Genomic DNA, 13,771 nt, shown 5'->3' on the forward strand with positions numbered 1-13,771 from the left:
TCTATGTAAGAATTCTAATAAATTAACAGAGTTGTTCTATTTTTGAAATTATTATAGAAAAATGAGTAAAAGAGCCTTAACAGCCTATTTAAAGGATTTAAAAAAGAAAGAATTAGAAGAACAACTCGTAGACTTATACCAGCGGTTTCCTTTAGTGAAAGAATATTATGATTTTGTATTTAATCCTAAAGAAGACAAACTAGTACAAGAAGCAAAAACTAAAATTGCAAATGAGTATTTTCCTGTAAAAAGAAAAAGACCCAAAGCACGTAGGTCTGTAGCTCAAAAATATATTAAGCATTTTATAAAATTAGGTGTAGCTCCTTCTTTAATTGTAGATGTAATGCTTTTTAATTTAGAAATAGCGCAATCTTTTTCCATAGAAAAAAATGTGCCCGATTCTTTTTATAAAAGTATGCTAAACTCTTTTAAAGAAGCATTGCAGTATGCCGCTTTACATGGTTTTGTTACCGAAAATAAAGACCGTATTGTAAAAATTTATACCCTTACGCAAGAAAATAATTGGACATTTGCTGAGGATTTTTCTAAAGCTTTAGACCTTGTAGACTAGTATTTCTTTTTTATCAATTTATAACACAAATAAAAAAAATCTTCATTTTACGGCTATTATTTCTTTTACCTACAAAAAACTTATAGTTTTGTAAGATTGGCATTTTACATTAGCAAACAAAACTACTAGCATACCTTTGGAGTATAAAAAGCATACAAAAGAGAAAAATCTCTACGATTATCAAATTGAAGATTTAAATACCATATTTGAGCATTTAAAGAATTCTAAGGATAACGAAAACTTGCTTTACCAATTACCTACGGGAGGCGGTAAAACCGTCGTGTTTTCAGAAATTACCAAAAGGTACATTAATGAGATTAAGAAGAAAGTTGTGGTGCTTACCCATAGGATAGAACTTAGTGTACAAACTTCTTCTATGTTAGATGGTTTTGGGGTTAAGAACAAAATTATTAATAGCGAGGTTAAAGAGGTCATAGACCAGGACAATATAAATTGTTATGTTGCCATGGTAGAAACCTTAAATAATCGCTTACAAGAAGAAAAGGTAAAAATTAGTAATATTGGCTTGGTTATTATAGATGAGGCCCACTACAATTCTTTCCGTAAATTATTTAAGTATTTTGATGATGCTATAATATTAGGAGTTACTGCTACGCCTTTAAGTTCTAATATAAAGTTACCAATGAAAGATAACTACAGTAAACTTATTGTAGGTGAATCTATATCTTCTTTAATTTCTAAAAACTTTTTAGCAAAGGCTAATGTTTATAATTATGATGTAAGTCTACAAAACTTAAAACTTGGTATTAATGGCGATTATACTGTAAAATCTTCGGATGAGTTATATGGGAATCAAAGCATGCTTACCAAGCTTTTAAATGGCTATACAGAAGTTGCTAAAGGCACTAAAACGCTTATTTTTAATAATGGTATAAATACCTCTATATATGTATATGAAACCTTTAAAAAGGCAGGATACAATATTAGGCACTTAGATAATAAGAATAATGCTACGGAACGTAAAGAAATATTAGAATGGTTTTCTAAAACGCCAGACGCCATTTTAACATCAGTAAGTATATTAACCACTGGTTTTGATGAACCTACGGTAGAAACTATTATGCTAAATAGAGCAACTAGATCGCTAACCTTATATTTTCAGATGATAGGGCGTGGTTCTCGTGTATTGCCAAATAAAAAGGAATTTACAGTCATAGATTTTGGAAATAACGTTGCCCGTTTTGGTATGTGGAGTGCTCCCATAGATTGGCAAGAAATTTTTCACTTCCCAGATTTTTTCCTAGAAAATATTAAGAATGATGAGGATATAGAAAGAGAGTTTGTCTACGAAATGCCAAAATCTTTAAGAGCAATGTTCTCTAAATCTAAAAATATAGAGTTTGATATTAAAGAAGAATACAAAAAAGTATTTGCACAAGGCCTTAAATCTAAGTTAGTATTAGAAAAAAGTATAGAACAACACGCTACCATTTGTGTAGAAAATTCCGAAGATGTTTTTGACGCTAGAATACTAGCAAAACAACTGAAAGAAGAAATTAGTTTTAGAGTAAAACAATATTCTTATTGTATTATGAACAATACAAAAAACTACAAAGAATGGCTAGAAGAAGATTATGAACGCAAACTACGTTCTAATATCTCTAAGAAGTTTGCCGCAAAAATGTAAGCCATTATGAGGGCATTAAAAGTTCTAATTATTGGGTTTGTATGGCCAGAGCCTACGACTACTGCAGCGGGCCAAAGAATGTTAGAGTTAATACACTTTTTTTTACAACAAGATTGTAGCATTACTTTTGCTAGTACTGCAAAAAAAAATAGATTTTCTTATCCATTAGAATCTTTAGGGGTTACTCAAAAAGAGATTTCACTTAACGATTCAAGTTTTGACACTTATTTATTTGATAATAAAAAAGATATAGTAATTTTTGACCGTTTTTTAACCGAAGAACAATTTGGTTGGCGTGTGGCAGAAAACAACCCCAAAGCACTTCGCATTTTAGATACCGAAGATGTGCATTCTTTACGAAATACAAGAGAAAATGCCTTTAAAAAAGGAATCCCTTTTACGTTAGAAGATTGGAAAAAAAATCCCATTACAAAAAGAGAAATTGCAAGCATATATAGGTCCGATGTTTCTTTAATTATTTCTTCCTTTGAAATGCAATTACTAACAAAGGAGCTATATATAAATCATAGTTTACTGCATCATTTGCCTTTTTTAATTGACACTAAACATATCTTGGAAATTCCTTTTGAGAAACGAGAAGGATTTATTTGCATAGGTAATGGCAATCATGCGCCAAATAAAGACGCGATTATTTGGTTAAAAAAAGAAATTTGGCCACTTATTCGTAAGCAGTTACCAAAAGCCACACTTTCTATCTATGGCGGACATTTACCAGAACAAATTCTGCAAATGCACAATCCAAAACAAGGTTTTTTAGTAAAAGGTTGGGCAACCAATGCTATAGAAGTTATGGGTAAAGCAAAAGTGAATCTAGCACCATTACGTTTTGGTGCAGGTTTAAAAGGCAAACTTATAACTGCATTACAAGCAAATACACCAAGTGTAACCACTGCAATAGGAGCAGAGGGTATTAATACATACTATTTAGACTTAAACGATACAATTGCAGAAACTGCGCAAACCATTGCCACAGTTGCAGTAAAATTATATTCCTCTAAAGAAGCATGGAATAATGCACAAGAAAAGGGAGAAAAGCTCTTAAAACAGGTATCTAACAAAGAAAAGAATGAAAAAGTATTTGTCCAAAAAATAGAAGATACTATACAGCACTTACAAGAACACAGAAGCTCTAATTTTATAGGAGCAATGCTGCAACAGCACACTATGGCAAGTACTAAATATATGTCTAAGTGGATAGAAGCTAAAAATAATAAAATAGAGTAGTATCTTTAGTTCTTAATTTGTTACTCTAAAAACTAAAGAATATGAATAATCCTGTACAATGGTTAGAAATTGCCGCAACTGATTTAGAAAGAGCAAAAGATTTTTACGCTAGTGTTTTTAAGTTAGAATTTCAATTTATAGATATGCCAGATAGCAAAATGTATATGTTTGGTGACCCAACTAAAGTAGGTTCTTCTGGTTGTTTGGTACAATCTAAAGAGAATACGCCAAGTGTAAATGGTACTATTATTTATTTTTCTTGCAATGACGTTGCTACAGAGGCTGCTCTAGTAGAAAAAGCTGGAGGCAAACTAATTGTTCCTAAAACCGATATTGGAGAATTTGGTTTTTTTGCACAGTGTATAGACACTGAGGGTAATAGAATAGGATTACACTCTAATAATTAAGAAAATAAGCATATAATTTAAGATATAAAATTACCCATGAATACACCAGATTGGAAAGTTGCCAAAGAATTTGAAGACATTACCTATAAAAAAAGTAATGGCGTAGCACGTATAGCCTTTAACAGGCCAAATGTTCGTAATGCTTTTAGACCCAAAACAACCAGTGAACTTTTAGAAGCATTTCATGATGCACAGGAAGATACTTCAATAGGAGCAGTACTATTATCTGCTGAAGGACCTTCTACAAAAGACGGCGTGTATTCATTTTGTAGCGGAGGTGATCAAAAGGCTAGGGGACACCAAGGCTATGTTGGGCAAGACGGATATCATAGATTAAACATCTTAGATGTACAACGTTTAATACGTTTTATGCCAAAAGTAGTTATAGCAGTAGTACCTGGCTGGGCTGTTGGCGGTGGTCATAGTTTGCATGTGGTTTGCGATATGACGTTGGCAAGTAAAGAACATGCTATTTTTAAACAGACCGATGCCGATGTTACTAGTTTTGATGGTGGTTATGGTTCTGCATACCTAGCAAAAATGGTAGGACAAAAAAGAGCAAGAGAAATTTTCTTTTTAGGAAGAAACTATTCTGCACAAGAAGCCTACGAAATGGGCATGGTAAATGCCGTTGTACCTCATGAAGAACTAGAAGCTACAGCATACCAATGGGCGCAAGAAGTATTAGAAAAATCTCCTACCTCAATTAAAATGCTAAAGTTTGCTATGAATTTAACAGATGATGGTATGGTTGGGCAACAAGTATTTGCAGGAGAAGCAACCCGTTTAGCTTATATGACCGAGGAAGCCAAAGAAGGCCGTAATGCATTTTTAGAAAAGCGAAAGCCTAATTTTGAAAAAAAATGGTTGCCATAAACCATTAATAATAGAATTTTATAGGTTGTAAAAACATATTAAGTTATCAAACAAACTACATTAATGAGCAAAACTTTTGATATTATTGGAGCGGGAATAGGTGGATTAACTACTGCAATTGCATTAGAAAGAAAAGGAATTAAGACAAGAATATTTGAACAAGCAGGAGAAATAAAACAGGTAGGAGCAGGTATTATTTTAGCTAATAATGCGATGCAGGTTTATGATAAATTGGGTTTACGAAATATAATTGAAAAAAATGGAAACCCTATTTCTTCTATGAGCATAACAAAGAAAAATTTAAAACCTCTTTCTAGAATTGATTTGTCCGACTTTGAGCAAAAATACAACACCAAAAATATTGCAATACATAGAGGAACTTTACAACAAATATTGATTAAGGAATTAAAAACCACCAAAATATATTTAAATCATAAACTAACTAAAATAGAAAAAAACGAAAATGATTATGATTTAAAGTTTTCAAATGGAGGAAAAATAAAATCTGTCTACGTTATAGGAGCAGACGGATTAAATTCCATGGTACGGGAAACTATATTCCCTACTACTAGTATAAGAAAAGCAAATCAAATATGCTGGAGGGGAATTACAGATTATAAATTGCCAAAAAAATATGGCAATGAATTAAATGAGGCTTGGGGAAAAACAGAACGTTTTGGCTTTGTACAAATAGCAGAAAATAAAGTGTATTGGTATGCTTTAAAAGCTTTTAAAGAAGATAATAATGAATTTTCTGTAAAAGATTTAAACGCTTATTTTAAGGACTATAATACTATTATTAAGGATTTAGTAAAAGCAACGAATAAAGAAAAGATACATACTGCAGAGATTTCAGATTTAAAACCAACCAACATTTGGTATAAAGAAAATGTATGTTTAATAGGAGACTCTGCACATGCTACAACTCCAAATATGGGACAGGGAGCTTGCCAAGCTATCGAAGATGCTTATGTACTTACGGAATGTTTAGAAAAATATGATGTAGATAAAGCATTCTTAGAATATCAAAAAATAAGGTTACCCAAAGCACACCAAATAGTTAAATCCAGTTGGATGGTTGGAAAAATGGCTCATTTTTCAAATCCAATATTGATTGGTTTACGTAATTTAATGTTACAAGTAACCCCTGCATCTGTAAATAAAAGACAAAATGAACAAATTTTTCAATTGGCTGTAATATAAGTACAAACAAAACCCTCTAAGATTAATCTTAGAGGATTTTGTTTTATATATAAGTTTTGTAATTAATTATTTACCCCCATCTAAAATCTCCTGTAATTGCTTTAATTCCTCCCATTTGCCATCTTTAGCTAGTTTAGCTTGTTGTGGCCAAGTTCCAGGTTTGTGCATTCTAAATCTAGGGCCTGCTTCTTTTATAATTCCCTCAAGAACAGAAATAGATGTGTTACTTAATTTTTCAAAAGTATCTATACCGTTTTCTATTAAAATTGAAGATAGTTTAGGACCTACACCTTCAATCTTTTTTAAATCGTCCTTTTGAACTTCTTTTGCAACCTTCTTTTTAGTAGGTATAGCACTTAAATCTACCACACCATTTTCTATTCCTTCAAACGGAGAAGCGGTGTATGCATCTGCTTCACTATCATTAAACCAGCCATTATCTTCACTTAAATAACGAAATTCATAACGTTTCCCATTTTCAAGTTTTATATTTTTTACAAAGGTATTCCCTTCTTTTTTCATTTGGCTAGCACTGCTATTCGTTTGCCAATTATTAAAATCTCCTAATAGTAAAATAGAAGAAGTACTTGGTGCTTCTTGTTCCTCAATTGTAAATTTTACTGTAGTATGTGAACTGTTTTTTTTAATTTCTTTAACTAATGCCATTTTTTGTACTATTTATTTTTATTATAAAAGTAGTATAGAAATTATTGGTTTTTAAAAGTTTATGTTATTAAATTGTTGTCTTTACTTAAATTATTTTAAGTATTGCATTATAAAGTTGCTATATATTATTGAAAGTAATTTAAGGAGACTTGCTAAATACATGTACAAAAAAAGAAACTATAAAAAGCTAAATCATGACAACAACACCAGAACATGATGCTCGCATTGCTACAATGACTTTTTCTTCGGTTTATCCTCACTATATTACAAAAGTGGAGAAGAAAGGAAGAACAAAAGAAGAATTACATCAAGTAATTAGATGGTTAACAGGTTTTAATGAAAGTAAACTTCAAGATCTAATTACTAAAAAAGCAACATTTAAAGTATTTTTTGAAGAAGCTAAACTTAATGCTAATGTAGAAAAGATTAAAGGTGTAATTTGTGGTTATAGAATAGAAAATATTGAAACTCCTTTAACAAAACAAGTAAGGTATTTAGATAAATTAGTAGATGAATTAGCGAAAGGACGAAAGATGGAAAAAATCTTGAGAACATAAGTACAACTTGGTGATTGAGAGTACTTATTTATTATAGTAGAATTTATTAGGCAGTATAATTATTTATTTTCTAAGTATCTAAAATGAAAAATGAAATTCCAAAAGTATCTTTTGATGAAGAACATAAACTTCGTATTGAGGTTATGGATTTTAAACAGCTTTTGGTAAAATTAAAAAATAGCCAAATTAACCATAACCCATTTGAGCCTCATAAAATCGAATTCTATATAATATTAATAGTAACCAAAAATACATACACCCACTTTGTAGATTTCACCTCCTATACTTTAAAAGAAGGTAGTGCATTATTTATAACTAAAAGTCAAGTACAATACTTTACAAATAATTTAAAAAATGCAGAAGGTATTTGTATCATTTTTGATAGTTTTTTTGAAGACAAATCATACTATCTTTCTAAAAACTTAAAATTAAACAGGTTATTTAATTACCATATTGAAACCCCTGTATTGCACCAAAAAGAAATGGGAAAGGATAGTCTTGTAAATATTGCCCAGCAAATGTACGTAGAGTACCATTTTTTTAATACGTTCGCAAAGTCAGAAATGTTAAATGCAATGCTACAAGTACTACTACTAAAAGCAGAAAGGGCTAAAGAATATCGTTCTATAAGTGGTATTAAAAATCAGTGGTTAGAGACCTTTAGCTCCTTTAAAAATTTATTAGAAAAAAATTATGTAAATACAAGAAATTCAAAAGAATACGCTTCTAGTTTATTTATTTCTTATAAATTTCTAAATGATATTGTAAAACGTCTTACTGGAAAAACCGCTAAAACTTTTATAGATGATTTTGTAACTATGGAAATTAAGCGCTATTTAATATCTACCTCATTATCAGTAAAAGAAATTAGCTATAAAACTGGTTTTGAAGAACCAGCCAATATGGTTAAGTTTTTCAAGAAAAACACCAATTCCACACCTCTTAAATTTAGACAAGCAGAATAACGTTTAGTTACACTTTTACCATTTTTGCTATCATTTTGATAATGTATTTACTTAAGAATTGCGAGAACTTTGCAGTGTTAAACAACTAAATACTTTATAAAATGGAATATGTAAAACCTAAATTTTTAATTCTAGCAATAGCTACATTAATTTTAACTAGCTGTACTAGCGAAGCAAAGAATAATGAAAGAGTATTAGAAGTAACTACTTTTAATTTAAAAACTACTGCCATCGCATTAGAGTTTAATGCACTTGATGCCGAAATTGAAAACACTTTTACAAGCAAACAACCTGGTTATATAAGACGCCAAAGTGGTGTAGATGCGCAGGGAAAATATGTAGTTCTTGTGTATTGGAAAACGATAGCAGATGCTAAAGCTTCTATGGATAAGTTTATGAAAGATGCATCAGTTACAAACTATGTTTCTATGATTGAAAGTGAGAGTATGAAAATGTCACGTTATACTATTAAGGATACATTTACAGCACCTACCAGTAACTTTACAGAGTTAATGACTTTTAAGACTAAAGAAGGTATTAATCTTGCAGATTTTAATAAAACAAATAAAAAAGTAGAGACCAATTTTACGGTAAAACAAAAAGGATTTCTACAAAGAATTATTGGCTCTAATGAAAAAGGAGAACAAGTTGTTTTAGTGTATTGGGATACAAAAGAAAACTCAAATGCTGTAATTAATGATTTTATGAGTGCACCAATAGCTAAAGAATTTATGGGAATGATGGATCAACCAACAATAAACATGGTGCGTTATGAATCTATTACATCATTAAAAAATGTTACGCTTTCCAATAAAGATAAAGTAGTTGCTTTATTAAACAGTTTTAATACAGGAGATTATACCCCAGTAAGTTACATTAATCCAAAGAAATATATACAGCATAATTTAGGAGTTGCAGATGGTCTAGAAGGATTTGGAGCGTTAATGCAACATGCACCATAAGGAGGTTTTAAAGCAGAGGTTATTAGAGCTTTTCAAGATGGAGATTATGTATTTACACATACAAAGTATGATTTCTTTGGCCCAAAAGCTGGTTTTGATATTTTCCGTTTTCAAGATGGTTTAATAGTAGAACACTGGGATAATTTGTTAGAGGTTCAAAAGCCAAATCCAAGTGGAAGAACCCAATTTGATGGTACAACTGCAATTTCTAATTTAGACAAAACAGAGGCAAATAAAGCTATAGCCAAAGGTTTTATAGAAAAAGTACTTTTACATGGTGAAATGGGCAAGGTTACTTCATTTATAAACGCAGAAAAATATATACAACACAATCCGGCTGTAGCAGATGGCTTAAAAGGTTTTGGAGAAGCAATGAAATATTTTGCAGAAAATGGTTTAGTTATGAAATATGATAAACTTCATATGGTATTAGGACAAGGTAATTTTGTATTAACTGTGAGTGAAGGGAAGTTTGGCAAAGGAGAACACACCGCTTATTATGATTTGTTTAGAATAGAAGATGGTTTAATTGTAGAACATTGGGATATTATAGCTCCTATACCACCAAAATCTGAATGGAAAAATACTAATGGTAAGTTTTAATTTAAGTGTAAGATAAAACAAAGGAGGTAAAGGAAAACTCTTTTACCTCTTTGTTTTTAAGATTAAGAAGTATAAAATCATATTTTTTAGTATTACACAAAATATAAATATTGATGCATATTATACAAGAAAAAAATATAAATCAGGTTTTAATTGAATTGTTCAAGGATGCAAAAAATGATCGTATAAGAATGATGAAAAGTTTTGCTAAAAATCCTTTTAGAACTATGCAACCTATAGATTTTAAAGAGGTATACCTTTCTATATCTAAAAACCAAGGTGAAGAATTAGTTTCTTTAATAAAGAAAAATAATTTAAAAAATATTGTGGAATTTGGTACTTCTTTTGGTATTTCTACACTCTTTTTAGCAGAAGGAGCTATACAAACTCAAGGAAATATTATTACCACAGAATTAATAGAATCTAAAGCTGAAAAAGCGAAAGAAAACTTTAAAAAGGCTGGGGTAGATAATTTAATTGAAGTTAGACAAGGTAATGCTTTAGAAACATTAAAAAACCACAACAAACCCATAGATTTATTATTGTTAGATGGGTGGAAAGATTTGTATTTACCTTTATTTCAAATGTTAGAAACCAATTTTCATGAAAATACAATAATCTATGTGGATAATGCAGATATGCCAGATTCACAAGATTTTTTAAAAGCAATACGCAAAAAAAACAACTTCCAATTACAATCCAAATTTGATGGAAAAGTGGTATTTATTTACACAAAAAAAGAAAAAATATGAGTCAAATAGAATCATGCCCAACTTGCGGAGGTAAATCTAAAATAAAAGAAAATGAAGGAGTAACTACCTATGAAGCACTCCAAGACAAAGAAGTTATAAAAAAGGTAGGGCAACTTAAAAAAGCAATGCAAAAATTTAAAGAAAAAGCAGAAGCTCTAGAAAAAGAGCTACAAGAATTAAAAGGAACAAAATAGAATGGCATTTATTAAAAGAAATTATGGGTGGATTTTAGTAACTATTTTAGCTAGCTTTCCTGTATTCATTTTATTAAATATGGTTAATATTAGCATTTCTAACGGTTTAACTATCCTTTTAGTAGAAAGCACAACTGGAGAGGGAAGAACCACTCTAGAAATGTTATATCATGTATCTGGAGAATTTGCTATTAGATGGATGACAGCAGTACTAACCTGTACACCTTTTTTTATTCTTTTTGGAGTAACTAATTTATTTGTTAGACAAGCAATGGGTATTGCAACAGCAGTATGGAGTTTACTTCATTTTATAATTTTTATTTGGGCAGAAGGTTTTTTAGAAACATTTACCCAAGTAAACTATGTTGCAGGTTTTATAGCTGTATTAATTTTAATTCCATTATTGCTCACTTCAAATAGAAAATCAATGAAATGGCTAAAAGTTACATGGAAAAAATTGCAAAGTTTGGCCTATGTTGCTATTTTCTTGAGTCTATTACATGTGGCTATTTTAGAAAAAACATGGATTATATACACCATAATTGTAGGTGTTGGTTTTATAATAAGAATCCCTATAGTGAAAGAAAAAATAATAACATTTCGTAAAAAAAGAAATGTAGAAAAATAATAATACAAAGAACATGAAAATAGCAGTTACATCGGCAAGCGGAAAATTAGGAGCATCTGTAGTAAAACATTTAATTACAGAAATTGGTAAAGAAAATGTTATTGGTATTGCAAGAAACGTAGAAAAAGCAAAGCATTTAGGTGTTGAAATTAGAAAAGGAGATTATAATCGTAGAGAAGATTTTAATATTGCTTTAAAAGGTGTTGATACCGTTTTACTTGTTTCTGGAATGGATGAACCCCAAAAAAGAATTGAACAACATAGAAATGTTATTGAAGCTGCAAAAAGCAATGGTGTAAAAAAAATAGTATACACTAGTATCGTTGGTGATGAAAATGAAAATGCTTTTAGTCCCGTTGTGCAAAGCAACAGACAAACAGAAAAAGATGTGCAAAACTCTGGACTAAACTGGATTATTGGCAGAAACGGAATTTATATTGAGCCAGACATTGAGTACCTTGAATCTTATATAAAAGAAGAAGAAATTAGAAACTGTGCGGCAGATGGTAAATGTACATACACTAGCAGAGCAGAACTAGGATTTGCCTATAGCAAAATGCTACTAAATAAAAATTTAAATGGACAAGTGTATAATCTTGTTGGGGAACCAATTACGCAAAGCCAACTAGCGGAATACATAAACAAAGTTTTTGATACAGACCTTGTTTTTAATTCTATTTCTGTAGAAGCATATGCTAAAGAAAGGAAAGAAGCATTAGGAGAATTTATAGGATCTGTTATTGCAGGTATTTATGAAGGAATAAAGAATGGCGCAAATAACCTTCCGTCCGATTTTGAGAAAGTTACAGGACGAAAACATAAAAAGCCATTAGAAATGATAAAAGAGATAAAAAAAGCTTACTAAATATTAGTAGAATTTAAAGAAAACAATAGAGAAAGTATATATCAATAAGAATATATATAAACTAAAAAGAGCCTTGTCTTATTTGACAAGGCTCTTTTACGAGAACACTATATGAAAATGAAAAAATTTACTCTTTGTTTTTAATAACACTGTAAATATATTTCCCTTTTAGATGTTCTAAAAAGTTATGTTGCCACACAAGAGAAACTTGTGGTTATCTTCTTAAAAATTGTTGTTTGCAACTTACGAATTAGGTAAGATTTTATTGTAGGAATCTTAATCTATACTTTTTGTTATTCCACTTAAAAAAGTATTAAGGTCAAAAATAGGCTCTTGAACTAATCCCGTACGTACTACAACCAAATCTTTAGAAGGTATTATAAAAACGTATTGTCCTTGAAAACCATTTGCAGAGTACATGTCTTTTGGAACATCAGGGAATTTACCACCAGCATTTAGCCAAAAATGTGCGCCATATACTCCGTCAGAATTTTTTGTTGGTTTTGTTATATAACTAACCCAATCTTTAGAGAATACTTGTTCCCCATTCCAGTTTCCATTATTTAAATATAGCGTTCCAAACTTACCCCAATCTCTGGTTGTAGCCCAACCATAGGAAGAGCCTACATAATTACCTTCCATATCTGCTTCTAAAAGCATCGAATTCATTCCAATTTTATCTATTAAAGCTTTATAGGGATAGTCTAAATATTCTTGCCTTGTAGAAAATTGGTCTCTAAGAATACCAGAAAGTAGGTTGCTAGTTCCTGAAGAGTAATTCCATATTTCTGAAGGTTTTGCTATTGCTTTTTTATCTCTTTGGGGTTTTGTCATATCTGCATCTAGGTACAGCATTTTAGTAACATCAGATATTTTAGTATAATCTTCTTCCCATTCTAAACCACTTTGCATACGTAGTAAATGGTTAATAGTAATGTCTTTACGTTCATCATTTTGCCATTCAGGAATAGAAGTAATAGAGTTTATATTAATCTTACCTTCATGTTCTAAGATACCGTATAATGTAGAAATAATACTTTTAGTCATAGACCAACCTAATATAGGTGTTTCTTTAGAAAAACCATCTGCATATTTTTCTGCAATAATTCTGTTTTTATGAATAACAAGAACGGTTCTTGTTTTATTTATCTCGGGTGCACTAAAAGCAAAATCTACAGCTTTAAGTAACTGTTTATAATCTACAGAGGAAAAAATGGTGTCTAAAGCTTTGTTATTCCCAAAAGGATAGGGTAGCGTGTCTATCACTTTATTTCTTCTAGGTTTTAATGTCATTTTAGAAGCATCAAAACTATCATTTACTAAAACACAACCTAAGCCTTCTCTATATACGGTTTTACGCTCCATTAGTCCAAAAACAGTAGCAGAGCCAATTTTCTCTTTTTCATTAAAAGCAACATCTGCCAATTTTATTAAAGGCATATTGTTATCATTGGCAGTTATAGAAGCTACAGAGCGTTTTGAAATAAGAGCATTAGATGTTAAATTTTTAGAAGCATACCCAGAAATTATATTCAGTTTTGGGTAATTTAAGTATATAGCTATTCCAAGGATGATAATTAAGGCGAGGAAAATTCTCTTTATTATTTTCAAAAGTGTAGTTTTAGTTAT

16 protein-coding genes are annotated in these 13,771 nt (G+C 30.5%); 14 read left to right on the forward strand and 2 right to left on the reverse strand.

Going from position 1 to position 13,771, the window contains the following annotated elements:
- Window positions 1-61 precede the first annotated feature (61 nt).
- The 6 genes from Q0820_RS05285 to Q0820_RS05310 all read left to right on the forward strand — a co-directional run bounded on the left by Q0820_RS05285 (window position 62) and on the right by Q0820_RS05310 (window position 5,950).
- The gene (locus tag Q0820_RS05285; RefSeq protein ID WP_298485800.1) at window positions 62-571 is read left to right on the forward strand and encodes a DUF6155 family protein; all 510 of its coding nucleotides are present in this window, start codon (window positions 62-64) and stop codon (window positions 569-571) included.
- Between the two features lie 136 nt (window positions 572-707).
- Window positions 708-2,219, forward strand: coding sequence for a DEAD/DEAH box helicase family protein (locus Q0820_RS05290; RefSeq protein WP_298485802.1), 1,512 nt, complete (start codon window positions 708-710; stop codon window positions 2,217-2,219).
- A gap of 6 nt (window positions 2,220-2,225) precedes the next feature.
- Window positions 2,226-3,464, forward strand: a complete 1,239-nt coding sequence (locus Q0820_RS05295; RefSeq protein ID WP_298485803.1) for a glycosyltransferase family 4 protein — start codon at window positions 2,226-2,228, stop codon at window positions 3,462-3,464.
- Window positions 3,465-3,505: 41 nt separating this feature from the next.
- Window positions 3,506-3,871, forward strand: coding sequence for a VOC family protein (locus tag Q0820_RS05300; protein WP_298485805.1), 366 nt, complete (start codon window positions 3,506-3,508; stop codon window positions 3,869-3,871).
- Between the two features lie 36 nt (window positions 3,872-3,907).
- Window positions 3,908-4,747 (forward strand): 1,4-dihydroxy-2-naphthoyl-CoA synthase, encoded by an 840-nt coding sequence (locus Q0820_RS05305; RefSeq protein WP_298485807.1) that lies wholly within the window; start codon window positions 3,908-3,910, stop codon window positions 4,745-4,747.
- A gap of 63 nt (window positions 4,748-4,810) precedes the next feature.
- Window positions 4,811-5,950: an FAD-dependent monooxygenase gene (locus Q0820_RS05310; protein WP_298485809.1), complete on the forward strand. Its 1,140-nt coding sequence runs from the start codon at window positions 4,811-4,813 to the stop codon at window positions 5,948-5,950.
- Between the two features lie 66 nt (window positions 5,951-6,016).
- Here Q0820_RS05310 and Q0820_RS05315 read toward each other — a convergent pair whose 3' ends face one another.
- Window positions 6,017-6,616, reverse strand: a complete 600-nt coding sequence (locus Q0820_RS05315) for a hypothetical protein (RefSeq protein ID WP_298485810.1) — start codon at window positions 6,614-6,616, stop codon at window positions 6,017-6,019.
- Window positions 6,617-6,810: 194 nt separating this feature from the next.
- Here Q0820_RS05315 and Q0820_RS05320 point away from each other — a divergent pair, with 194 nt between their 5' ends.
- From Q0820_RS05320 to Q0820_RS05355, 8 genes are all read left to right on the forward strand, one after another.
- Window positions 6,811-7,173, forward strand: coding sequence for a DUF2200 domain-containing protein (locus tag Q0820_RS05320; protein WP_298485812.1), 363 nt, complete (start codon window positions 6,811-6,813; stop codon window positions 7,171-7,173).
- 83 nt (window positions 7,174-7,256) lie between these two features.
- A complete protein-coding gene (locus Q0820_RS05325) occupies window positions 7,257-8,138 on the forward strand; it encodes a helix-turn-helix domain-containing protein (protein ID WP_298485814.1) in 882 nt (293 codons plus the stop codon).
- Between the two features lie 101 nt (window positions 8,139-8,239).
- Window positions 8,240-9,100 carry a hypothetical protein gene (locus tag Q0820_RS05330; protein ID WP_298485816.1) on the forward strand — a complete coding sequence of 287 codons (861 nt, stop codon included), beginning with the start codon at window positions 8,240-8,242 and terminating at the stop codon, window positions 9,098-9,100.
- Window positions 9,101-9,244: 144 nt separating this feature from the next.
- Complete coding sequence (locus Q0820_RS05335) at window positions 9,245-9,703, forward strand: nuclear transport factor 2 family protein (RefSeq protein WP_298485818.1); 459 nt, start codon at window positions 9,245-9,247, stop codon at window positions 9,701-9,703.
- 113 nt (window positions 9,704-9,816) lie between these two features.
- Window positions 9,817-10,455 (forward strand): class I SAM-dependent methyltransferase, encoded by a 639-nt coding sequence (locus Q0820_RS05340; protein ID WP_298486698.1) that lies wholly within the window; start codon window positions 9,817-9,819, stop codon window positions 10,453-10,455.
- Window positions 10,452-10,649, forward strand: coding sequence for a hypothetical protein (locus tag Q0820_RS05345; protein ID WP_298485819.1), 198 nt, complete (start codon window positions 10,452-10,454; stop codon window positions 10,647-10,649). Before Q0820_RS05340 ends, Q0820_RS05345 begins: the two co-directional genes overlap by 4 nt.
- Window position 10,650: 1 nt before the next feature.
- Window positions 10,651-11,277 carry a ferric reductase gene (locus tag Q0820_RS05350; RefSeq protein WP_298485821.1) on the forward strand — a complete coding sequence of 209 codons (627 nt, stop codon included), beginning with the start codon at window positions 10,651-10,653 and terminating at the stop codon, window positions 11,275-11,277.
- Between the two features lie 13 nt (window positions 11,278-11,290).
- Window positions 11,291-12,142, forward strand: a complete 852-nt coding sequence (locus Q0820_RS05355) for an SDR family oxidoreductase (RefSeq protein WP_298485823.1) — start codon at window positions 11,291-11,293, stop codon at window positions 12,140-12,142.
- 276 nt (window positions 12,143-12,418) lie between these two features.
- Here the strand turns inward: Q0820_RS05355 and Q0820_RS05360 are convergent, their stop codons facing one another.
- Window positions 12,419-13,753: a serine hydrolase gene (locus tag Q0820_RS05360; RefSeq protein WP_298485826.1), complete on the reverse strand. Its 1,335-nt coding sequence runs from the start codon at window positions 13,751-13,753 to the stop codon at window positions 12,419-12,421.
- Window positions 13,754-13,771 lie beyond the last annotated feature (18 nt).

It is taken from the genome of uncultured Maribacter sp. (assembly GCF_947495965.1).
Lineage (GTDB): Bacteria > Bacteroidota > Bacteroidia > Flavobacteriales > Flavobacteriaceae > Maribacter_B.